The 22,587-nt window shown below is 37.0% G+C and carries 20 protein-coding genes; 3 read left to right on the top strand and 17 right to left on the bottom strand.

What is annotated here, in order from left to right; all coding sequences use genetic code 11:
- Positions 1-202: 202 nt before the first annotated feature.
- From BW951_RS21535 to BW951_RS21515, 5 genes are all read right to left on the bottom strand, one after another.
- Positions 203-2,698: an exopolysaccharide transport family protein gene (locus tag BW951_RS21535; RefSeq protein WP_076396637.1), complete on the bottom strand. Its 2,496-nt coding sequence runs from the start codon at positions 2,696-2,698 to the stop codon at positions 203-205.
- Between the two features lie 4 nt (positions 2,699-2,702).
- Positions 2,703-3,572: a polysaccharide biosynthesis/export family protein gene (locus BW951_RS21530; protein WP_076396659.1), complete on the bottom strand. Its 870-nt coding sequence runs from the start codon at positions 3,570-3,572 to the stop codon at positions 2,703-2,705.
- Between the two features lie 33 nt (positions 3,573-3,605).
- A complete protein-coding gene (locus BW951_RS21525) occupies positions 3,606-4,733 on the bottom strand; it encodes a glycosyltransferase family 4 protein (RefSeq protein WP_076396635.1) in 1,128 nt (375 codons plus the stop codon).
- Positions 4,734-4,822: 89 nt separating this feature from the next.
- Positions 4,823-5,824, bottom strand: a complete 1,002-nt coding sequence (locus BW951_RS21520; RefSeq protein WP_076396633.1) for a glycosyltransferase family 2 protein — start codon at positions 5,822-5,824, stop codon at positions 4,823-4,825.
- Between the two features lie 3 nt (positions 5,825-5,827).
- Positions 5,828-6,898, bottom strand: a complete 1,071-nt coding sequence (locus BW951_RS21515; RefSeq protein WP_076396631.1) for a formimidoylglutamase — start codon at positions 6,896-6,898, stop codon at positions 5,828-5,830.
- Between the two features lie 168 nt (positions 6,899-7,066).
- Between BW951_RS21515 and BW951_RS21510 the strand changes: the two genes are divergently transcribed.
- Together BW951_RS21510 and BW951_RS21505 are read left to right on the top strand one after the other, a co-directional pair.
- Positions 7,067-7,450, top strand: a complete 384-nt coding sequence (locus tag BW951_RS21510) for a hypothetical protein (RefSeq protein WP_076396629.1) — start codon at positions 7,067-7,069, stop codon at positions 7,448-7,450.
- A 22-nt stretch (positions 7,451-7,472) separates the two neighbouring features.
- Positions 7,473-8,204 (top strand): hypothetical protein, encoded by a 732-nt coding sequence (locus BW951_RS21505; RefSeq protein WP_076396627.1) that lies wholly within the window; start codon positions 7,473-7,475, stop codon positions 8,202-8,204.
- 247 nt (positions 8,205-8,451) lie between these two features.
- Here BW951_RS21505 and BW951_RS21500 read toward each other — a convergent pair whose 3' ends face one another.
- Together BW951_RS21500 and BW951_RS23200 are read right to left on the bottom strand one after the other, a co-directional pair.
- Positions 8,452-8,778 carry a hypothetical protein gene (locus tag BW951_RS21500; RefSeq protein WP_076396625.1) on the bottom strand — a complete coding sequence of 109 codons (327 nt, stop codon included), beginning with the start codon at positions 8,776-8,778 and terminating at the stop codon, positions 8,452-8,454.
- Positions 8,759-8,863, bottom strand: coding sequence for a hypothetical protein (locus tag BW951_RS23200; protein ID WP_336711089.1), 105 nt, complete (start codon positions 8,861-8,863; stop codon positions 8,759-8,761). The genes BW951_RS21500 and BW951_RS23200 overlap by 20 nt, the downstream gene beginning before the upstream one ends.
- 10 nt (positions 8,864-8,873) lie before the next feature.
- On the opposite strand from BW951_RS23200, the gene BW951_RS23195 reads away from it, so the two are divergent.
- Positions 8,874-9,008, top strand: a complete 135-nt coding sequence (locus BW951_RS23195) for a hypothetical protein (RefSeq protein WP_336711091.1) — start codon at positions 8,874-8,876, stop codon at positions 9,006-9,008.
- Positions 9,009-9,741: 733 nt separating this feature from the next.
- Here BW951_RS23195 and BW951_RS21490 read toward each other — a convergent pair.
- From BW951_RS21490 to BW951_RS21445, 10 genes are all read right to left on the bottom strand, one after another.
- Positions 9,742-10,842 (bottom strand): alpha/beta hydrolase, encoded by a 1,101-nt coding sequence (locus BW951_RS21490; protein ID WP_139326234.1) that lies wholly within the window; start codon positions 10,840-10,842, stop codon positions 9,742-9,744.
- On the bottom strand, positions 10,832-11,209 hold the full coding sequence (locus tag BW951_RS21485; RefSeq protein ID WP_076396621.1) for a cyclophilin-like fold protein: 378 nt from the start codon (positions 11,207-11,209) through the stop codon (positions 10,832-10,834). The genes BW951_RS21490 and BW951_RS21485 overlap by 11 nt, the downstream gene beginning before the upstream one ends.
- 140 nt (positions 11,210-11,349) lie before the next feature.
- On the bottom strand, positions 11,350-11,613 hold the full coding sequence (locus BW951_RS21480; RefSeq protein WP_076396619.1) for a muconolactone Delta-isomerase family protein: 264 nt from the start codon (positions 11,611-11,613) through the stop codon (positions 11,350-11,352).
- A gap of 121 nt (positions 11,614-11,734) precedes the next feature.
- Positions 11,735-12,679, bottom strand: coding sequence for an aldo/keto reductase (locus tag BW951_RS21475; protein ID WP_076396617.1), 945 nt, complete (start codon positions 12,677-12,679; stop codon positions 11,735-11,737).
- A 9-nt stretch (positions 12,680-12,688) separates the two neighbouring features.
- Positions 12,689-13,387 (bottom strand): type 1 glutamine amidotransferase domain-containing protein, encoded by a 699-nt coding sequence (locus tag BW951_RS21470; RefSeq protein ID WP_076396615.1) that lies wholly within the window; start codon positions 13,385-13,387, stop codon positions 12,689-12,691.
- A 71-nt stretch (positions 13,388-13,458) separates the two neighbouring features.
- Positions 13,459-14,037: an NAD(P)H-dependent oxidoreductase gene (locus tag BW951_RS21465; RefSeq protein WP_076396655.1), complete on the bottom strand. Its 579-nt coding sequence runs from the start codon at positions 14,035-14,037 to the stop codon at positions 13,459-13,461.
- Positions 14,038-14,101: 64 nt separating this feature from the next.
- Entirely contained in the window at positions 14,102-14,695 is a 594-nt protein-coding gene (locus BW951_RS21460; RefSeq protein ID WP_076396653.1) for a Crp/Fnr family transcriptional regulator, read from the bottom strand.
- A 168-nt stretch (positions 14,696-14,863) separates the two neighbouring features.
- Positions 14,864-17,440, bottom strand: a complete 2,577-nt coding sequence (gene topA, locus BW951_RS21455; protein WP_076396613.1) for a type I DNA topoisomerase — start codon at positions 17,438-17,440, stop codon at positions 14,864-14,866.
- 51 nt (positions 17,441-17,491) lie between these two features.
- Positions 17,492-18,640 carry a hypothetical protein gene (locus BW951_RS21450; RefSeq protein WP_076396611.1) on the bottom strand — a complete coding sequence of 383 codons (1,149 nt, stop codon included), beginning with the start codon at positions 18,638-18,640 and terminating at the stop codon, positions 17,492-17,494.
- 136 nt (positions 18,641-18,776) lie between these two features.
- Positions 18,777-22,247: a T9SS type A sorting domain-containing protein gene (locus BW951_RS21445; RefSeq protein ID WP_175608857.1), complete on the bottom strand. Its 3,471-nt coding sequence runs from the start codon at positions 22,245-22,247 to the stop codon at positions 18,777-18,779.
- Between the last annotated feature and the right edge of the window lie 340 nt (positions 22,248-22,587).

Here is a 22,587-nt window from a genome sequence, read left to right as displayed (position 1 = left end):
GATTTATGGTTATTTTAAAATTTAATTTTTGCAAATATAAAACTTTTTTATATTAATGATAATCTTAATGTTTAGTTAAAAATAAACAAAAAAACATAATTTGTTATAAAGTAAACGACAAACTAGCAAAATTATTCTTTTTTTAATAGAATCAAAATTATCATGATATAATAAACCCCCATTAAATGAGGGCTTAAATGTATTATTTTTTATTGAATATTGACTGTACTTTATTTCTAATTCTTATCAGCAATGGTTCTTTGTAATTTTTGTCTTCGTCAAAATAGCCGTAACCATAGCCATAACCGTATCCATAGCCGTACCCATAACCATATCCCTGCTTCGTATTATAGTCGTTATACACAAGACCTAAGTGCCCAATTTCTCCGCCATGATACTTTTCCGTGATCATTTTCAGCATATATTTCTCCGTATACTCGTGTCGAACTACATAAATATTGGCATCTGAGTGTTTCATCAGCTCGTAAGAATCTGCAACAAGACCTACCGGAGGAGAATCGATGATGATAAAATCATATATCTTTTTAAGGTCTTCAATGAACTTGATATTTTTATCACTCATCAATAACTCGGACGGATTCGGAGGAATAGGTCCCGAAGTCGCCACATCAAGATTTGGAATTCTTGTTTTGTTGATAATCTGGCTCATTTCCACTTCTCCTGTAAGATAGTTTGAAATTCCGAATTTATTATCAATCTTAAAGTCTCCGAAAATCTTAGGTTTTCTTAAATCCATCCCCAAAAGGATGGTTTTCTTATCACTTAACCCGAGAACAGAAGCCAGATTGATAGAAACATAGGTTTTTCCTTCACCTCCAACAGAGGAAGTCACCAAAATTACTTTGCTGCCACCACCTTCTCCAGATAAGAATCTTACATTGGCTCTAACCCCTCTGAATGCTTCCGAAACGGAAGATTTTGGCTGATCCAGAACGGTAAGCATATTCTCATGATTATTGTTTCCGATAACCCCAAGAAGCGGAATTTTAGTTGCATTAAGTAATTCTTTAATGTTTCTGATTTTGCTGTCCAGTATTTCTCCAAGGAGAATAAACAGTAACGGTAAAGCCAGAAGACCTCCAATAATCCCAGCTTTTGTTGCCTTCACATTAGGTCCGATCGGTGGCTGTCCTACATTTTTTGCAGGGTCAATCACACTGATGTCCGATTGGTTTGCCGCCATTCTCAGCTGCGTATCATTCTGCCTTGTCAGCAAACTGTTGTAGGTAGCTTCAATCATGTTGTAGCCTCTCTCTGCATCTAAATATTTTCTCTGTTTTTCAGGATATGTTGCCAGTTCGGAATTTGCATCCCCAACTTTTTGGTTAATTTTATTAATTTCTGTGTAATACGCTGTATAATAATTTCTTAAAGCCCCATTTGAACTGACCTTTGCTTCATCAATCAGTCTGTTGATTTCTCTCATCGGTTCAGAATTTGGCTTGTAGATTAAAGCCATTTCCCTTCTTTTAAGATATAAAGCTTTTAGCTCTGCTACAGAAGCACTGAAAAGTCCATCCTGAAAACCTGCAGCATTGGTACTGATCATTTTTTCAAAATTCTGGCTTTCCAAGCTGTTTTTAATCTGATTCAGAGAGCTTATTTTGCTTTCAATATCTGCCTTCTTTGCTTCAAGATCTTTTATTTCTGTTAAAGATTTTTCATCCCGGTCTTTTATGTCGTACAACTTTTCAGTTGTTTTCATATAATTAAGAACATTGGCACTCGAGTCTAATTTTTTTCTGATATTATCCAGGTTTTCCTTTAAATACACACTGGTATTCTGATCTATCACAACTTTATCCGCCTGTCTTTTCTTCTGAAGCTGTTTTACGGACATATTAAGGAAGTTCACTGTACTGTTAAGATTATAACCGGTTTTGCTGATAATCATGATCGTATTAATCTCCTTATCAAATTCTACATTTATGGTAGAAACAATATCATTAACGGTCTGGTTAACAGTATTTAAATTAACAATAATATTGGTTAATTTAATTTTCGGTTTTACAGGATTTTTTAACAGCCTGAATCTCAGATTAGGAGAAGTATACCAATCTCCGACACGAATAATTTTATTGGCAGGTCTTTCAAAAGGATTAATGGTTGTATAACTTTCAGATTCAAAACTATACAGGTTAGGCGATTGCCCTTCTTCCGGCAATACCACTTCATAAGAATCTCCGCCTTTAGGAACCAATGTGATTGGATAATTTACCTGTTGCCCATGCTTTCTGTCGATCTGTAAAAAAACAGGAGAATCGTCCTTATCCAGATAGGTTGATTTAATGACTCCTTTTGTAGAATAATTTACAAACAGATCAAGCTCTTTAATCAGAAATTCATTGTGGGTTCTGGATAAAAGCATTTTTTTAAGGTAAACTCCGTCCTGATTTCCACCTTGTCCCCAAATGAAGTTAATAGACTGGCTTGGGGTAAAGTAGCTTGAAGTATTATTGGAAATACTTAAAGATAAATTGGATGCATAAATATTCTGAGCATAATATTTACTGTACATCCACGAAATTCCGTAGCCTACAAAAAACATTAATACAAACCAGTACCAGTTTCTCAGCACTCTGCGTAAAAAGTGTTCAATATCGAACAAAGCAAAACTTCCGTGTTTCTCTTTCTGCGAATCTGCTTTTTCTACCTTTGTTTCTTTTCCTGGAATCATAATATTAAAGGTTTTTTAGAAGTAGATAGATCGACAATGCTGTTGTAATCACCGAAACTCCGGTTGTTAAAGTCTGGATAGGGTCTTTGCCCAATCCGTTGAGACTTTTTGCTCTTGTATTCAGATAGATTTCATCTCCGTTCTGCACGTAATAGTAAGGAGAATTCATAACGTCTTCACGGGTAAGATCGATGATTGCTTTTTTAATTCCTTCCGGTAATTTCCTGTGAATTACGATATTTTTACGGTCTACCGTTCTGTTTAATCCACCACTGATTGCTAAAGCCTCCGTAATGGTAAGTGTATTTTTATGAACTACTTTTTCACCGGTAACTCCCGTTGTTTCCACATCTCCTAAAACATAAAATGTAATTCCGTTGGTGTTTAAACGTACTTCAGATTTACCCTCCTGAAAATTTTCATTAACTTTATCCTGAATTTCACTGCTGATTTCCGCAATGGTTCTTCCTTCGGCTTTTATAAATCCTATTCCGAAAACATTAATATCTCCGTTGGCATCTACTTTTAAACCGTTAAAATAAAAAACCACATTTCCTCCAGTATTTCCTCCACCGGAAGACATCATACCTCCACCAGTGGCAATACTGTTCGTAGAAGGGGCTGTAGCAGAGCCAGAAGTGTTCATGGAAGAATAAAACTGTGCCGCATCCCCTTTAGGAGTGGTCACAATATTAAGATTCAAAATATCGTTTTTTGTAATTCTGTAAACCGGAATATTATAAGGGATCAAACCTTCTTCATTAATGACAAGGCTTTCACTGGGCTGCATATACCGTACATCTTTTGTGGTAATACAAGATGTAGTGATTAAAAGAGGCAGAGCCAGAAGTAATAAATGCTTACAATTCTTCATCATATTTTTCAAGTTGTTTGCAAAAGTAAAGATTTAATTGATAGTCTTTTTATTATTCTTCAAAAGATAAATAAAATCTGGAATATAAGCTCCCAAAAAACCAAGGAAAAGTATAATCAATAATAAAAGATTTACATTTATATGTCTGAAATAATAAGCTATTGTAATAATAAAGAGATAATATACAACAATATAGAAGCTTGATCTTCTATGGGTAAGGTTAAGCTTTAAAAGCTTATGATGTATATGATTTTTATCCGCATCAAAAGGCGATTTCTTGTTAATTAACCTTACGATGATAACATTCAGGGTGTCTACAATGGGTAAAATTAATATGGCTACCGCCACTACAGGAGCAGACTGAAGATGATATCTCGGAACTCCGGGAAGTTTTTTGTCGATAAAAATATCGATAAAACAAATAGAAGTAAAGGCAAGAAGAAATCCTAAAAGCATAGAACCCGTATCGCCCATAAATATTTTATTGGTTCTGTAATTCGATAAATTATAATACAGAAATGCTAGAACGGCGCCGATGATAATGGCAGATAAAACAACCAGAGGATAATTATATTCTCCCAATCTGTAATAACTGATTCCGAAAAGGGCACTGCAGATTACAGAATATCCTCCCGCGAGACCATCAATTCCATCGATGAGATTAAATGCGTTGATCAGGATGATGAAAGTAACAATACTAAACATAACGCTTATAAAATAGCTCATCTCGTAGATCCCGAAAATCCCGAAAAGACTTCTGATCCTTATATCTGAACCGATTACTATAAACGCCGAAACCACAATCTGTGCGACCAGTTTTTTATAGGCTCTCATTACCACAATATCATCCATTACTCCGATGTACAGGAGAATAACGAGAGAAGCAAATAAAAATTTATAGAGATCGAAAAGTTCGTAAGCGAAAATAGAAGCACAGATTCCGATAGAATAAAAAATGGCAATCCCTCCAAGATTAGGAATTTTCCGGAGGTGGGAACTTCTTATCCCCGGTTCGTCCATTAAATTTTTCCTTCGGGAAATTTTAATGATGGTGGGAACGGAAAAATAAGTGATTAAAAAAGAGAACAAAAAACCAAAGCCTACTTTTACGTAAAAAATAGGAATCCCCGACTGGTTTAAGAACAATTCAAAATTCTTCATTTTTTTCTATTCAAGTACTTAAAAGGTTTGGCGACTAAAAACCTTTTGTCCGGCTTATGAGCAACGCAACACAGTACTTCCATTTGTGTTTACACTAATTTTCTTATCAGCTTTTTCTGCCCTGCAAAAAACAACAGATAAAATATCTTTTTTTTCAGTGGCAAAGATAGCAGATAATTTTTATCAAAACGACTATAATTCAATATATCTTTCAATTTCAGCCCTCTATCTTTGATAAATAACTCTAATTCTTCCGACATACTGTTAAAAATCTCCCCGTCTTTTACAAAAGCGAGGTAAGCGAGAAAAGAATAAACCCCTTCAAAAATCTGAAAATTTTTAAGTTCTTCCTTTCTGTCCGCATATTTGGATTCCGCAAACACCTTTTCCACATCCATTACGGCTTTCAGAATATCAAGCCCTTTTTCCGTGTGGGTTTTGGTAATAGAATCGGTACGTTCCAGATACTGATAATGAAAATTCTGGGTCTGTGAAATCGTATCACACTCCAGCAAAAGCTGCGGAACAAGCTGGATATCCTCAAAATGAACTCCTTTTTTAAATCTCTTTTCCCGAAAAAGTTCTTTTTTAAACAATTTATTGCACGCAAAATAGCTGAGATCGGAAAAAACAGAAAGGTTCTTTTCGAGATCAATTTTTTCGGGCATATTGGGAATCTGGGTGAGCTTTTGCGTAATATTTCCGTTTTGATCGACCTTTTGAATATTGCAGATCACCATTTTCGACTGGTGTTTTTCCGCAAGATAAGCCATTTCTTCAAACATGGAAGGCGCAACATAATCATCACTGTCTACAAATCCAAGATAATCTCCCGTTGCATGATCGATGCCAAAATTCCGGGCATCACTCAGTCCGCCGTTTTCTTTGGTAAATGGCCTGATTTTTTCAGGATATTTCTGAGCATACTCCTGAATAATCTTTTCCGAATCGTCTTTGCTGCCGTCGTTGATGATCAGAATTTCGATATTCTGATGGGTTTGATTAACTAATGAATCCAGACATTTTGCCAGATAATTTTCAACGTTGTAGACGGGAACAATAACAGAAATTTTTGAGGGAACAATTTTCATACATTATATTTTCGTCAGTCGTGCATTCAGCCAGCCTTTTTTGGCATCATCAAAATCTTTTCGGGAGCATGGAACGCAGTTTTCTATATTTTCATCCTCCCCGAAATACCAAAGATTACTGAAGGTATCGCGCTTGAAGGCATATTGCCGGTCGTCTACCAAAACATAGAACACTTCATAATGTCTTTCTTTCGGGTGTGACCGCTGAATATTGATTCCTTCGATGAGATACCAGATCATTTGTGCTAAAAGCTGATGATTAAGCTGGTTTTCGGAGTAAATATTATAATTAAAAATTCCTACCGATTTTAAATTTTCACTTAAGCCGATTTCCTTCATATACGCGCAGATTTCTCTTCGGTTCAGTCCGTTTACCTGCGGATTTATGGAAAAAGGTTCGCCGAAACTTTCAATGGCATCACAGTTTACCGTCACCAAATCCGCTTTTCTGAAGAAGGGTTCTGTTTTTTCGGTAGAATTCATCATTTCGGCAAGACGGATGATATCAAACTCAACTTCTTTGATTAATCTTACCGAATCTGCTTCATTCAGATGTTTCTGATAGCCTAAATGATGATAATTTTTTATGGAAAAAGTTTTCGCTCCGAAAATCTTGCTTAAAAAAGTATGCTCATTGATCATTTCACCCTGTTTGAGCGAAATAATATTGCTGATCTGGGTATAATTGATGCTTTTGGTATGGAAGTTAAGCGCCGAAAAAAGCGAAAACGCAAAATCATTGGAACCGCCCACAATTACCGGAATGGCTCTTTTATAATGACAAGCCGACAATACTTCCTGCAGAATATAGTGAGAATCCTGAACAGATTTTCCTGAAACAAGGTCTCCAAGATCCACAATCGGAATTTCAAAATCCAGTTGCGACAGTTTGTAAAACTCATTCCTGATTCCTGAAAAATCCTGAACTTCAGCATCACCGTTCGCGCCTCTGTAATCCGAAACGAAAAGAAGCACAATACTGTCTTCCTTTATTTCCTTTGTGATTCCTGCCCCGATCTGCCAGTTTTCTGTCCTGAAATTTCTTGGGGATATGATAAAATCTTCAAAATTCATTTGTAGTCTGCATTGTTTTCACAAACTTACAAAAATATTAGAACTCTTATTTATCTCATTTTAAATGCTAAACCACATCAAAAAAAACAAAATGGTCTATTCTTTCAAACTGATAAAAATTTTAATCTTAAATTTCAGATTCTAAATTAACCGTTAAAACCAAAATACATGAGCATTACGAAAAGGGACGAATTGAAAAAGCTTTTAGCACCCATCAATAAAGAATTAAGAACACACGGCGGAAATGAGAATAAAATTAAACTCACCGGATTAAAAGAAAAGCACATTGATTTTCTGTTAGAATTAATTAATGTTCATTTAGAAAAATACAAGGATTTTGCAAGAGCTGATCTCGAAGATTTCCATGCAGAGGATATCAAAGGACTGGTGAATTACAAAATGCCTGTTAACATTCATAAAATTGATCTCCCAGAGAGTTTCAGCGATCCTGTATCTTGGGAAATAGCGATTGGAAGGCTTAGATTTGGTTCTACGCAGGTGATCTTAGAGATAAACAACTGGGAAATTACCGACAGCACACTGGTTGGCTGATTGATTTTGAAATCCGTTCCGCATGAATGAAATGTATAAAGACAAACTTGAAATATTGCAGCAGCGCATCCCGATCGGAGACAGACAGGGTTTTACCTTACTGGAAAAAACCGAAGGAGATACAGATGAAGCTGAAAAGTATTTTACAGAAGAACGCATTTCCATCATTGTAAATAAGACCGGAATACCATCTGAAATTGCTCTTCATCATCTCTGGGAAAATAATTTTGATATTAAGCAGACCATTAAAATAATTGAAAATAAATATTTTACCACAACGGAACTTATTCTAAAGAAAGATCATGATAAAGAGGAAGCTTTGGATAAAATCTTTTCAGCAATTGTAAAAAAATATGACTGGAAAAGAAGTTCCCTAAACGATCACGACGAAATAAAAGACATTCCTCATGAATTATACAGTTTTGTAACTGTAATGGAATGGCTCTATTTTGAAAACTGGGAAGATTTTGAGAGTGCTTTATTTCATCATCTCGACATGGTAACGGAACAAATGAGAACAAAGCTGAATCTGCCTCAACTTGCAGATTATCTGGAAAAAGCTCAGAATATTTCAAATTCTTTTTACGAAAAATACGAAACTTCAAAAGACCATAATAATTACGTAAAAGCAACCAATGAGCTGCGCAACAATAAAGAATTTATTGCAGCAGAAGAGAAGTTTATCCACCTGAAGCCGCTCCTTGAAGAACGTCTTTATGAATTTGTAAAAACCAATATAGAGAAGTTTCCCTAAAGAATTCGAATACCAAACACGGCATAATTTCCTGTGAATGACAAAATCAGACCGGAATTGCATACGTATACTTGTGAACTCTGAATTGATATTACTCCCAGATTTATCAATACAAATTATCGTTTTGTTCATAAAAAATCCGTTTCACAAAATATTTGTGAGACGGATGATTGAACCTAATAAAAAATTTAACTTAGAAATGAATGATTTAAATATTCTAAACGGTACCTATTTTTTTCTGATATAATTAAATTTTATATATTTTTTTCCATTTCGTTAAAGTATTTCTGCTGATTCTAAAATACTTTGAAGTATGAGAATTATTCATCTTATGCTCTTTCTGATATTTTATGATGTACAGAATCGTCTCATCATCATACGATCGGTGTCTTTGATTAAATATCACAGAGTCCTGATCTTTCTTATTAAAAATTAAATTATCCAGTTTCACTATATCCCAAGATAAAAGAGTCTCTTTATCTAAAAAATATTTAAACTCCGGTTCCCTTTCAGGACATATTTTTAAAATAATGTCATGATAAATTTTCTTATAATCAGGAATTGTTCTCATCATGCTTGGCTTTCCATTTGTATAATGTTGTCTTGGGTATTCCGTATTCCCGCATAATAGAGTCCGCACTTTTCTCTCCGGATCTCATAAGTTCCAAAATGTATTCTATAAGATTCTTAGTGTATATGTTTTTCCTGAATTTCGGAAGAGACGATATCTTTGTGGAATCGGATGCTTTAACAGGTGGAGCATACAATATAATGTGCTGGGAATACAATCTGAAAAAATCGTAATTCAGTAATTTGCTCCATTTTAAAAGTACATTGCAATCTATGCTTTCTTTTCTATACATCTCTGCAACCTCAGCTTCTGAGCATTTCAGAAAATTGCATATCCGTACTAAATCTATATCCAATTCATCCACTCTCATTTTAACATATGAGCCTATATGGATTTCTTTAAAATTTGATACTATTTTCATTTCGATGAACCACGATTTTTTTTAGAGAGGATATTCCTTACACAGTAGAGATGTATTGATAGACAATACAGCCTTGCCGAATCCGGTTATCGTAAAAAAATTATCAGAAATATCATCGGAATTTGTTCCCGTAAGTCCGTTTATGAGAAATCGGAAGTAAAATATTAATTTTTTCATTGCATTTTTTTGCAAATAAAAAGAAAATGCACAAAGGAAACCTTAAGGAAATATACTCATCTATACTCAATGATGCTACTTAGATATACTTTGAAATATAAATTAACACCAACCCACCATCAGAAGGATTTATTATAATTGAATTCATATCTGCCGACGCGGAAATCTCGGAACATCTTTTATTTAAAATCTATTTCAATGAGGAATAATAAAAATATCATCATAAATTTTCTTCTGAAAAAAATTATAACAAGATAGCGTTCCTACGGAACGCCGGACTTCTTCCGAATATGGTTTCTAAACAGATGAATCCGCCTCAGAACTGAGGCGGATTCCCTTGCTATTTTTTCGGTAGACTTTCTTTAGCTCTATTTTAAATTCATCTTGAAGAAAGCCTCAATTTTATCAAATGGAATTTTATCCATCTTATCATACAAATCAACATGATTAGCATTGGGAACAATATATAATTCCTTTGGTTCGGAAGCCGATGTATAGACATCTTCAGAATAGTAACGGGAATGTGCTTTTTCTCCTGCAATCAACAAAATCGGACGCGGTGAAATCATTTTTATATTGGCTGCCATAGGAAAATTGAAGAAGGCAACTGGTGTTGTGGCCGTCCATGCTGTTGTAGAATTAATGGATCTCGGATGAAATCCTCTCGGCGTTTTATAATAATCGTAAAATGCCGCTAAAACAGGATTGGAATCGGGAGGAAGCTGATCTGGCAATCCGCTTTTTATAATGATTAAGTTTCCTTTATCATCAAACGGAATTTCATGCAAAGCCACATCATATTTACCGTTTTTTGCGTCTGTCCAGCGTTGCTCACTCAGATAATCGATAATTTTGTGACGCTGTTCATCAGTATAAGAATCGGCATATCCCTTTGAAATGCTTCGGGACATATCGTACATGGAAGCCGTTGCTACAGCCTTTATCCGGCTGTCGCTTGTCGCAGCAGTTAACGCCATTCCGCTTAATCCGCAGATTGCCATAACCCCAATTTTTTCACGGTCTACATTCGGCAACAATCCTAAATAATCTACTCCCGCAGAAAAATCTTCAGTAAAAATATCGGGGGAAGCGACATTACGGACTTCACCTCCGCTTTCTCCTGTGAAAGAATTATCAAAAGCTAAGGTGATAAAACCGCGGGAAGCCAGTTCGTTCGCATATAATCCTGATGACTGTTCTTTCACGGCTCCGAAAGGTCCGCTTACCACCAATGCAGGAAGCGCTTTGCTGTCTGTATTTTTTGGAGTATACAGATCTCCCACAAGGGTAATTCCGTAACGGTTTTTGAAGCTTACTTTTTTGCGTAATACATTTTCGTGCAACCGGAAAGTATATTGGTCTGCCTGTTCCATTGTGTTTAATTTTTTAGTTTTTGACTGCTGAGCCTGGCTGAAGGAAATTCCTAAAGCGAATAAGGTCATGATAAATATTTTGACTCTATTTTTCATTATAAACGGTTTCATATGGTGAGTCTGATTCAAATTTTACTAGTACATTGTCTGAGCCTAAAGCGTCTGCCAAATCATCTGCATGATCTACATTTCCAATTTTGGTATAGGCGTAAGAAGTGGAGAACGTTTTATAAAACAACACTACAACATTGCTTCCATAAAGCATGAGATCTCCATTCTGAATCTTCCCGGGAATTGACGCGTTAACAGGCAAGGATTCAGATAATTCCGCATACTTTTCATTGCTGTTAAGCTCTTTCATATCAAGCGTAAGAGGCAACAATTCCTTAAAGGCTTTAGCAGTGGCGCTATCCTTTAGATTAACCTTAAATACTTTGCTGTTTATTGTGATCTTAAGATTCATTTTTTCTGTATTTGATTTTTGATCTTTGTGCTTATCCTATTTTAAATGAATGGTTTGCCTGCAGAAACGTTCAGAACAAAAACCTCGTTTTAGTAAAAATAGAAAGTCAGCAATACTACTGGCTTTCTATTGCGTAAGGCTTAAAAAGATTGTTCTGTTTCTGTATAGATAATTTCCTGAAAGTGAGGAAACATCGGGAAAGACTCCATTACTTTTTTGGCTTCTTCTGCATTTACATTTGCTAAAACCAATACGGCTCCCATATGATCATCTTTTATAAACAAATGTTTTAATGTTCCCTGTTCTACCAGTTCTGTTGCTCTTGCCATTTCTTTAGGCATTAATTCGTCCAGATTTGGAATTTTAGCTAAATCGTTAATTACGTTTGCGATTACTGTTTTCATTTTTTTATCATTTTAAATTGTTATCAACTGTTTTAATACTGCAAATTTAGGCTGCGTATCGGCTTCTTACCCTTAATCTATCTTAAGAAATACGTTTATATTTTACAGGGTAAGCAAAATACTACACCATAGATTCTTCCCACGAACCTTTGGTATCTACACCTGCTTTTGCGGCGAGTGTTTCGAGGGTATCCATTTCATCCTGAGACAATTCTATAACGGACGCCTTTACCATTTCCTCTACCTGATCGATTTTAGTAACTCCGATAATGGGCAGAGTTCTTTTCGCGATCGCCCACGCGACAGCAATTTGTGCAACTGAAGCATTTTTACGCTCTCCGATGGTACGCATTGCATTCGTCAACTCTTCCAACTGAGGAAGTATCTTATTGTAGGTATTGCCTCTTCCGCTTCCTTCAGGCAAAGGATTCTGCGTATTGTATTTTCCTGACAAAGCTCCCTGTTCAAGAACCATGTACGCGAAAAACGTGATATCGTTGCGGTTGCAGTAATCTAAAATTCCGGCATCTTCCGAAGAACGGTACAATAAACTGTAATGATTCTGAACGGCAGAAATTTTAAAGCCTTCTTTTGCCAGAATATCATTCGCCTGTTGTATTTGCTCCAGATTATGATTGGAAACCCCTACATTTTTCACCTTTCCGCTTTTCAGCAAAGGAATAAGACCGGAAACCCATTTGGGCGCTCCTACGGGATTGTGAATCCAATAAAAATCAACATACTCTGTCCCTAAGTTTTCAAAGCTCTGATGAAGCATTTCTTCCACAGGATTCGCCGATTCTTTTGCAAACTGAGGGGTAAACTTGGTAGATATAAACAGATCTTCACGCGGATAATCCTTTATAAATTCGCCCACCACTTTTTCGGAAGATCCCATCCCGTAAACCAGTGCAGTGTCCCACAAGTTCAGTCCGGATTTCACGGCTGCATCAAAAACAGGTTTTAACTCACCGGTGGTTAAGTGGTTTCCGAAAACCTGATCGCTTCCGGCAAAACCTGCTCCCCAAGACCATGTTCCCAATGCTATTTTTGGTAAATTTTTCATTGTTGAATTTTATTTGTTGCTATTCGTAAGCTGTTTTGCCAGCTCTTCTCCTACCCCTCCCGCAGAAGCCGGATTTTGTCCTGTAATAAGACGTCCGTCTGCGATTACATTTTTTGCCCAGTTGGATGCCGCATGGTGCAATGCTCCATGATCTGCCAAAGCGGTTTCCAGAAGAAAAGGAACAATATTCGTAGCCTGAACTTCCGCTTCTTCGTCATTGGTAAAAGCAGCTAATTTTTTACCGTCTACCAGATAAGTATCGTCGCTTAATGTAACATTCACTAATGCTGCAGGACCGTGGCAAACCGCAGAAACAACGCCTCCGTTCTCATAAATTTCTTTCGTAACCCTCTGTATGCCTTCGCTGTCTGCAAAATCCCACATGGTACCATGACCGCCTGCAAAAAATATTGCGGAATATCTGGAAGCATCTGCATCATCAATCTTAATGGTATTCTTTAATTTCTGCTGAAATTTTTCATCGTTAAAATAATGCTCATTTACAGCATCAGACATATCCAGGCTGTCTTTATCAATGGGAGGTTCTCCGCCTTTTACAGAAGCCAGCTCATACTGTAAACCTGTTTTTTCAAGCTGGTCTAAAACGTGCGTTAATTCGCTTAACCAAAATCCTGTCGGAATACCTGTAGATCCTTTTACATCGTTGCTTGTAACAACGCAAAGAACAGGTTTTAATAATGTATCCATCTTTTTGTTTTGTTTGAATTTATTTTTCAGTTTGTTATATCAATGTAATTTCTATGAATGAAATCTGTTTTTTAGTCTTTCTTAATCAGTAACCCCTCACTCACTACGGTAGCCAATCTGTTGGCATGGTCTTTTGCTTTCGCTTTTACCATTTCTAAAGTTTCGATCGGGTAAACACCGGGGATATACTGCATTCCTGTAGAATAAACAGGCTCCTGAATTTCCATCCGGCAAAGTTTGGCGGTCTGGATAAGCGGAGGCAGAAAATCATCAACCGGATAATTCATCGCTTTACCATAATCATACAGATCTTCGGAAGCACCTGTCGTAAATGAAAGGATCAGTTTTTTGCCTTTCAGCTGATCTCCGCCTGCACCATGTGCAAAACCAAAAGTATATACATCATCAATATACTTTTTCATCAGAGCCGGAAAAGAATACCAGTGAAGCGGAAACTGCCAGATAATGAGATCCGCATTAACCAGTTTTTCCTGCTCGGATTTTACATCGATATGAAAATCGGGATAAAGAAGGTCTAACCGGCTGATTTCCGCATCCGAAAAGAGTTTTAAAATATTTTCTAAAACGGCTTTATTCGCATGAGATGTTTCTAAGTTGGGGTGTCCTGAGACAATTACGATATTCTGCATTTTCATTTATTTAATTGATAATGCAAATGTAGAACGGTGCAGTGTCTCGTACCCTTAATGTATCTTAAGAAATAAAATGTCTGGGCTTGGTAATATCTTTGCGTATTTTACTTAAATGCTCCGGAGTGATGCCTAAATAAGCCGCAATCTGGGTTTGAGGAAGTCTGTTGGCAAACTGCGCATAAGTTTTCTGGAAAGCCAGATATCTTTCCTCGCCGGTAGAACTCATGTATTGCAGAAGCCTTCTTTGGATGGTCGTTAAATGTTTTTCCAGCAGCTCACGGATAATATAATTGAATATCGGAGCTTTTTCATATAACAACTTTAAGTTTTCCGGAGTAATGTACAGAACTTCGGAAGCTTCCAGTGTATCAATACTGAGGTTTGAAGCAGTGCGCTCTCTGAAGCTCAATGCATCAACAATAATCCAGTTCTCAGCAGCGAACTGAAGAATATGAGTGGTTCCTTTTTCATCCACCATATACATCCGCATACAGCCTTTTAAAATAAAACAGAACTTGCTGCATATTTCTCCTTCACGCAGCAGCAATTCTTTTCTTTTATAGCTTTTATGGACAAACAGGTCTTTAAGAAGATCTTTTTCGGTTTCATTTAAAGCGGCAACGCGTTCAAAATAATTTATAATCTGCTGATACATACTTTGTGTTTTTTTATGTACTTGTTTTATCAAATTTATGAAATCATTTGATAAATAAACCTGCATCCGATTAAAAGAGAAAGAATTATTGTTTTAATTTGAAAATGAATTCATATGAAAGCAAAAAGCACAGACCAAATCTGTGCTTTTCTATTTTTTACAATCTATCTACTTTTTTGAGGCAGGCTTCTTTGTTGTAGTTGCCTTTTTGGTAGTGGTTGTTTTCTTTGCGGTTGTTGCTTTCTTTGCCGCAGGTTTCTTTTTCTCTGCAAAAGCTTTCGGATCCTGATCGGTAATCCATTTTTTAACCTCATCAAGAGAAATTTCTTTTAACTCTTCTCCTTCATATTTGGTATCATCTGCCTTTCTCGGAATCTTGAACATCGCTTTCCCAAATTTGATGAAAGGTCCCCATCTTCCGTTTTCGATGGAGATCTTTTCTTTTTCCCATTGCTGGATGTATCGGTTCGCTTCTTTTTCGAGTTTGGCATCAATTAATTCATTGATGTCGCTTTGAGAAAGGTTTTCAAAATCGTATCGCTTCGGAACGTTTACGAAAATATCTTTGTACTTGATGAAAGGTCCGAATCTTCCGCTTCCTTTCGTTACCGGTTCCCCTTTGTAGGTTGCAATCGGCGCATCTGCGATTTTCTTTTCGTTGATGATCTCTTCTGCACGTTTCTGATCTACGGAAAGCGGATCTTCTCCTTTCGGAATGCTGATGAACGTTTCGCCCCACTTCACATAAGGACCGAATCTTCCGACTCCCACAGAAACCGGCTGTCCGTCCACTTCATTTAAATCAAATGGAAGTTTGAACAGTTCCAGTGCTTCTTCAAAAGTAATGGTTGCAATATTCTGTCCCGCCATTAACGAAGCGAAAACCGGCTTTTCTTCATCGTCTGTTTCCCCGATCTGGATCATTGCCCCGAATCTTCCGATTCTTGCGTGAACATTTTTCCCTGTTTTCGGATCTACTCCCAGAAGTCGGTCTCCGGTTGCACGGTCTGCATTTTCTTCCACATCTTCAATTCTCGGATGGAATTTTGAGTAGAAATCCGTCATCATCTCTTTCCATTTCTGGTCACCGTTTGCAATTTCGTCGAAACTTTCTTCTACTCTTGCCGTAAAGCCGTAATCTAAGATTTCTTTAAAGTTATCCGTCAAGAAATTACTTACCACTTCACCCGTGTCCGTTGGAACGAATTTATTTTTATCCCCTCCGAATTTTTCGTCAAGGACTTCTTTTTTAATGGTATCATTTGCCAAAGAAATTTTCACCACTTCTCTTGTCTGCGGTTCAATTTCTCTTTTATCCACATATTCACGGTTCTGGATGGTCTGAATGGTCGGTGCATACGTCGATGGACGACCGATTCCCAATTCTTCCAGTTTTTTTACCAGACCGGCTTCGGTATATCTTGCGCTCGGTCTTGTGAATTTTTCGGTTGCGGTTATCTTTTTATAGTCTAAAGTTTCTCCTACGGTTACTTTCGGAAGCAATTTTTCGTTGTTTTCTTCGTCATCCTCCTCAGCTTTTACAATTCCGTAAGCTTTCAGGAAACCGTCGAAAATAATGACTTCGCCCTGTGCTTCGAAATGCTGCGGAAGTTTTGCGTTCCCGATTTCAATCACTGTTTTCTCAATTTTAGCATTTGCCATCTGAGAAGCGAGTGTTCTTCTGTAGATTAATTGGTATAATCTGTTCAACTGGGCATCTCCAATTGTTTTCACAGCAAAATCTGTAGGACGGATCGCTTCGTGAGCTTCCTGTGCAGAAGCGGACTTTGTAGTATAGTTTCTCGGTGCAGAATATTCCGCTCCGTATTCTGAGACAATTTGTTTTTTTGCGCCTTCAATCGCTTCCTGAGAAAGGTTTACCGAGTCGGTTCTCATATAGGTAATGTATCCTTCTTCGTATAGTCTCTGTGCAAGACGCATGGTGTTGGTTACATTATATCCTAGTCTTGAAGAAGCTTCCTGTTGCAGTGTAGAAGTGGTAAAAGGTGCCGAAGCTGAACGTGTTCCGGGTTTTGTTTCAACATTTAAAACTTTAAACTCGGTAGTTTTTGCCTGTTCAAGGAATTTTTCAGCCTCTTCTTCTTTATCAAAATCCTTTTTAAGCTTCGCAGAAATTTCCTGCTTTGTTTTATTTAAGAAAATTCCGTCTAATTTAAAACTTGCTTTTGGTACAAACTCACGGATTTCTTTTTCTCTTTCTACAATTAATCTTACGGCAACGGACTGTACTCTTCCCGCAGATAATCCCGGTTTTACTTTTTTCCAGAGAACCGGAGACATTTCAAAACCTACGATCCTGTCGAGAACTCTTCTTGCCTGTTGAGCGTTTACGAGATTCTGATCAATATCTCTGGGATTTTCAATAGATTTCAGAATAGCATTTTTAGTAATCTCATGGAAAACAATTCTTTTTCTGTTTTCGGGCTTCAGTTTCAGTTCTTCTGCCAAATGCCATGCGATAGCTTCTCCTTCACGGTCTTCATCGGAAGCCAGCCAAACCATTTCGGCTTTTTTTACGGCAGCTTTAAGTTCGGTTACCAATTTCTTTTTGTCGGCAGAAACTTCGTAATCCGGACTGAAGGTCGACAGATCAATCCCCATTCCTTTTTTAGGCAAATCCCGGATGTGTCCGAAGCTTGATTTTACCTCGAAATCCTTACCTAAATACTTTTGAATAGTTTTTGCTTTTGCCGGTGACTCAACGATTACTAAATTTTTCGACATTCCAGAAATTTTTGCAAAAGTAAAGTTTTTTTATTAGATAGTTTTTTTGAATTACATTTTATTTAATAATTCAAGCGGCGCAACGAAGACTCTGTAGATAATTCCTTCGAAAGTAAAGCCCCTTCCGGACATCTCTACTCTATATAATAATGAGAAAATAATAATGAAAAGCGTGATGTAAAATTTACGGCTGATCACAATGGGTTCGAATGCGTAAATGCTGCGTTCTTTCCTTAACAGCAAAGCAAAGAGGACAATTATGAGCATCATATGAATATACATCCATCTTCCCCAATCAATGGCAAGATAAAACAGGGGAAATGAAAACAAAAAGGCTCCGATTAACAATATAGATAAAACCTTTCGGTCATTTAGAAATTTTAAATAATACCCTATATGAAAAATACTTAATGCTAAACTCAGAAAATACAGTATATATTCATTGCTGTGCTGTCTGATGTAATCTCTTTCATTGATGTTCCAGTAAAAAATTCCGTAGGTAGGATGAACTCCTCTTTCACAAAGAATCTGAAGAGATCTTCCTTCGTTTACATTTTTACCAAAAGCCAAGATTAAAAGCGTGGGAATTCCAACGGAGAGAAAATACTTGAGATATCTTTTAAATTCAAATTTTCCTGTTTTCAGATATAAAGCGATCGCAAAGTACGGGACGTAAAACAAAACAACTTCGTGCAGAAAGGTCGTTACGAAAAGTGCAATACAGAAAAAATATTCTTTGTTCTTCGATAGTTTGTCGTTGTCTAGCAAATAGGCAAACCATGTAAATAAAAGGAAAACGATAAATTCTTTTTTTCCGACATAGGTTACCGTATTTAAAAGCCCCACAAAACCAATGGAAGACAGTAAAAGTGAAAAATAAAGCAAATCGGTGGCTTTATACCGGATGAGTTTGGTATACAGCCAGAAAAATCCGGAAATAATTAAAAACTGTACGAAATAGACCAGATAATTTAACCGCAATCCTGTAAGATCCTGCAAAAGAAAGAAAAAGCTTCCGGACAATCCTCTTCTTTTAAAACCTCCATCCTGATAATTGATGAGCCAGTCTCCAAGAATATATCCGTCGTCCTTAAGATTGTAATAGTAGGTGAATACAAGCGTATAAACAGCCGTAACGGCAATTAAAAAATAGATGCCAATTTTAATATTGAAATTCGATACGACTTTTTCTAGCCTCATAATGTGTTTTGAAAAATTTGGAACAAAAAAAGAGAAACAAAACAGCTTTCAGTTTGTTTTCATTATTTAAGACTCAAAAATAATGATTTTAACTTAATTACGGTTTTATTTCTCTTAAGGTTGCTATTTATATCAATTATTCCTTAATGATTTTTACAATTTCTGTTGAATCGTTGATTCTCAGTAAATAGGTTCCGGTAATCAATGACGAGAGATTGGTTTTCCCGTTTTCAAATTTTCCGGATTTTACCAGTTGTCCGGACATATTGTAAATCTGATAATAATACCCTTCTCTGTTATCCGGTGTTTTGATGTACAGTTCCTCTTTTACAGGATTCGGAAAGAATGAAATTTTATCTTCTTTGATTGCCTGAACATCATTCTTACTTAAAAGAGCAGAAGGCTTTGAAGCCGGTAAAGAAGTAATCTGAAGCTTAGGAATTACCCCTTCTTCATTTCCTTCGGCATCATATTTAATTTTTACACAACGGCAGCTCATCCCGAAATACGGATCGTTGTTATCATGAAAAGCAATCATCCGGTTGGCGGTAGAAGCGGCATCAAATAAAATATTAACCGGTCTTCCGATATAATTTGAATTCAGAGCAGCAGTCCACACTCCGGGATACTGATAATTGATGAAATTATAAGTTCCTGTTGCCGTTTGGTTTGCCGTTACACTTCTGAAACCACGCGATCCGGAATTCGGATAATTCCCGATTTTGTAAGACGAATCATTAAACATATATCCGATGGTATAACTCGCGGAAGCACTTCTTCGCACTCTCTGTCCCAGATAATCTGTAATGATGCTGTATGAAGTGGCTGCATTCTTATCTTTTTTATACCAAGGCGTAAACCCGAAATCCTGCCCTGTTGATATCATGACTCCGGTAAGATCAGGAACTCTCCATCCTTCCGGACAAGGATCAAACGGAGATTTTTTGCCTCCTCTTCCCCATCGTTCAGGTGCAAGATTCGGCTCATTGGCAAGCCAGTCGGTTCCGTTGGTGTACAAAGGATTTGATGAATTATACGGCGCAAACGCACTCGGAATCATGTAAATCAATGGATTTTTAACAGAATACGACAATACTTTTGAAACTTTATCTGAAATTTTATCAGCAGCCGAAACATTGGCATTTGCCGAATTGGTGTAGGTGTTGTAAGGTACAATATAATTTCCGGCGAGATCGTTGTAGGAAGCCGCTGAAAGTGTTGTGTAAGTTAAAACTCCGTTTGCGGTATTTCCAAGATAAATAGGATGAGACGTTCTGTCGTCTGCATACTGGAAGATCGGCAACGGATCTTTTCTTCCCCACTGATAATGCAGTCCTGTGGAAGCTTTAATTTTTGCCAGTTCTGCTGCAGTTGGCGTTAACGGATTCGCTACAACAGGAAAGACATCGGTCGCACCAAGATTTCTGTCCATGAATTCCGTCTGAAATACGTTATCTGCTTTCGGAACATAATTTACGTAGTTCGTCACTGAAGTTACAGGCAGTTCGGTCGTATAATTATAAGAACCTACTGCCGTATCAGTTACCCAGATATGCCATGACCAGTATACAGGATTTGTGATGCTTCCGTTATGTAAAGTAACGACCGCATTTCCGCTTTGGTTAGGATTAATGGTAACTGCAATTTTAGAGGAAGAAATTGCTCCCAGAGAAGCAGGTGAAGGATTAACAACGGAGACACTGTTCACCAAACCCGTGTTGGTGGTCCAGAGAATATTGGCTTTAAGGTTATTAAAATTAACTGAATTTAAAATCTCTTTATTGTTCAGAAGCTGACTTTGTACAGAAAATGCCTTGCTTACAGGAATCTCCACGGTAAAAGCTGAAGTATTTTTTACGACCTGATACGTATTCGGATTATTGATTCCTTCCCGATATTCAGTTTCAGGAACGATATATTCTGTAGGGAAATCATATTCGTTTACGACATACAGAGGATCTTTTATGCATCTGCAGCCTGCGGCATCCGTTGTAGAATTTCCGGCAAGCGGAAAATACCAGTATCTCCCCTTCACATCAGGATAACCGGAATCTGGAATATCCGGCTGCATTTTGTCCGGAATTAAAAACAATGTTCTGGCTCCTACAGAAGGCGTTGTATCAAAATGTCTCGCCATAGTTGCCGTCCACAGCGTTGTCTGATGCTGATCCGTAAACTGTCCCTGATGCGCATTCAGAACAATGGCTCCTGTACCGGGAAAAATTCCCATATTTAAACCTCCTGCATTCGAAAGATCAAAACCGAAATTAGGATACAGCTTAAAATTGGTCATAAAACTTGGCGTTCCCGAATCCGTAGGCTTTATTTTATGGTAATTATTACTTTCAAAAACATTTTTAGACATATTCGTTCTTACGCCAAACGGAGAAAAATCTACCCGAATATCATCAACATAAGTAGGAGAAGCCAGATTGGCAACTAATGCTGATGGAACGCGCCATCCGTTCGGACAAGGATCATAGGAAGATTTGTTTCGGTAAGGCTGTGCTGCTGCTTCTGCATTATATCCTGAAGTAACTTTCCCCTGAGAGTTATCCGACCAGAGATTGAGCTCCGGGAGCTGACTGTCATTCAACCCCGGCATTTTACCAAACCAGTTCACCATCAGATTCGCATTGTTGTTATAGTACGCAATCCCTGTGTTATCGTCTTTATTTACATAGATTAAACTTAAAGGATTTTTTACCGAAAGTTTCAGATTATTGGAGACTGTAGCATTAGACAGCAGGACAAATTTTCTTAAATTATCAAAATTTGCTGCTCCGGTGAAGTTTTTTGCGCCGCGATGTCTTATCCTTCCTATTGAACCTGAAACTTCATAGAAATCATTCCCCCTGTAAACCAATGGCGGAATAGGATCTTTTCTTCCCCACTGATACAGCAGTCCTCCGTTTCTGTTCCAGTCGTTTGCTGTTATAGAACTGCTTACTGCACCGAGATTTCTATCCATCCAGCCCCATTCTTCATCGGGAATGGGTTCGATGGTTCCGTCTGCTTTTTGTCTTTTCACATTGGGATAACTTTTGTAGGCAGATCCGTTGGAAGGATCATCTGTAACCCAAACGTGCCACGACCAGTAGATTTCTCCGTCTACCCTGAAAGCAATTACCGCATTTCCTTTTTTAGATTTATTTACCGGAACTTTAATTTTGGCATTTTCACCGGAATCTATTATTTCGAGCCTGTAGGCAGGATCTGATTTTATTAACCCATGAACATCTTCCCAAAGAACATCGGCTGTTATTTTACCGGAAGGAATTGGTTTTCCGCCCAGTAATTTATCCTCTCCCCACATTGCATAGGCTTTTTTTACCGGGATATAAATACCGTTGCTGTTTTGGCTGGGATCAAAAATATAACTGTTGGGGGCTTTTTTCCAGTCCGGAACAAATAGCTTTTTATTATTGTTAATAAGAAGATCATCTTTATGCAAAGATTTCACTAATGAATCTGAATATGTGGAATATGCTTTTTCTGATATTGTCCAATCATCAGATTTATTTATCTTAAAGCTTTGTCTGGCATCGATTTCATGCGCAAACAGGCAACCTAAAAGTGCCGCGAGATTTGTAAATGATTTTTTCATATCCTTTGACTTTATGCTGTTGCAAACACAATACAACATTTAAACCCTTGTTAAAAAAAATCAATTTATTTTATAAATAACCCCACAATAAAAGAAATTCACACAATAATAATCTACAATTCGGAATTATAGATGCTAATATCTCATTTTTAAACTCAGGTTCTGCGAAAATACATTTTTTTCTCTAATTTTTTCATAATAAATTGTAAGTTGAATTAATTTTTAACTTTCTGATAATTTGACAGATATAGCGGACTCATTATAAAAAGTCTTATCTTAGCTGTATGAGTTATAGTTTAGATTTTCGTAAACAAGTGTTTAAAATAAAAGAACAGGAAAA

It is taken from the genome of Chryseobacterium gambrini, from assembly GCF_900156825.1.
Lineage (GTDB): Bacteria > Bacteroidota > Bacteroidia > Flavobacteriales > Weeksellaceae > Chryseobacterium > Chryseobacterium gambrini.
Note: the sequence above shows the minus strand (reverse complement) of the source record. Positions and strands in the feature narration are given on the sequence as shown.

Coding starts and splice junctions, on each gene's coding strand:
- BW951_RS21535 (WP_076396637.1), bottom strand. CDS start 2,698: ATGATTCCAGGAAAAGAAACAAAGGTAGAAAAAGCAGATTCGCAGAAA.
- BW951_RS21530 (WP_076396659.1), bottom strand. CDS start 3,572: ATGAAGAATTGTAAGCATTTATTACTTCTGGCTCTGCCTCTTTTAATC.
- BW951_RS21525 (WP_076396635.1), bottom strand. CDS start 4,733: ATGAAGAATTTTGAATTGTTCTTAAACCAGTCGGGGATTCCTATTTTT.
- BW951_RS21520 (WP_076396633.1), bottom strand. CDS start 5,824: ATGAAAATTGTTCCCTCAAAAATTTCTGTTATTGTTCCCGTCTACAAC.
- BW951_RS21515 (WP_076396631.1), bottom strand. CDS start 6,898: ATGAATTTTGAAGATTTTATCATATCCCCAAGAAATTTCAGGACAGAA.
- BW951_RS21510 (WP_076396629.1), top strand. CDS start 7,067: ATGAGCATTACGAAAAGGGACGAATTGAAAAAGCTTTTAGCACCCATC.
- BW951_RS21505 (WP_076396627.1), top strand. CDS start 7,473: ATGAATGAAATGTATAAAGACAAACTTGAAATATTGCAGCAGCGCATC.
- BW951_RS21500 (WP_076396625.1), bottom strand. CDS start 8,778: ATGATGAGAACAATTCCTGATTATAAGAAAATTTATCATGACATTATT.
- BW951_RS23200 (WP_336711089.1), bottom strand. CDS start 8,863: ATGAGATCCGGAGAGAAAAGTGCGGACTCTATTATGCGGGAATACGGA.
- BW951_RS23195 (WP_336711091.1), top strand. CDS start 8,874: ATGTATTCTATAAGATTCTTAGTGTATATGTTTTTCCTGAATTTCGGA.
- BW951_RS21490 (WP_139326234.1), bottom strand. CDS start 10,842: ATGAAAAATAGAGTCAAAATATTTATCATGACCTTATTCGCTTTAGGA.
- BW951_RS21485 (WP_076396621.1), bottom strand. CDS start 11,209: ATGAATCTTAAGATCACAATAAACAGCAAAGTATTTAAGGTTAATCTA.
- BW951_RS21480 (WP_076396619.1), bottom strand. CDS start 11,613: ATGAAAACAGTAATCGCAAACGTAATTAACGATTTAGCTAAAATTCCA.
- BW951_RS21475 (WP_076396617.1), bottom strand. CDS start 12,679: ATGAAAAATTTACCAAAAATAGCATTGGGAACATGGTCTTGGGGAGCA.
- BW951_RS21470 (WP_076396615.1), bottom strand. CDS start 13,387: ATGGATACATTATTAAAACCTGTTCTTTGCGTTGTTACAAGCAACGAT.
- BW951_RS21465 (WP_076396655.1), bottom strand. CDS start 14,037: ATGCAGAATATCGTAATTGTCTCAGGACACCCCAACTTAGAAACATCT.
- BW951_RS21460 (WP_076396653.1), bottom strand. CDS start 14,695: ATGTATCAGCAGATTATAAATTATTTTGAACGCGTTGCCGCTTTAAAT.
- topA (WP_076396613.1), bottom strand. CDS start 17,440: ATGTCGAAAAATTTAGTAATCGTTGAGTCACCGGCAAAAGCAAAAACT.
- BW951_RS21450 (WP_076396611.1), bottom strand. CDS start 18,640: ATGAGGCTAGAAAAAGTCGTATCGAATTTCAATATTAAAATTGGCATC.
- BW951_RS21445 (WP_175608857.1), bottom strand. CDS start 22,247: ATGAAAAAATCATTTACAAATCTCGCGGCACTTTTAGGTTGCCTGTTT.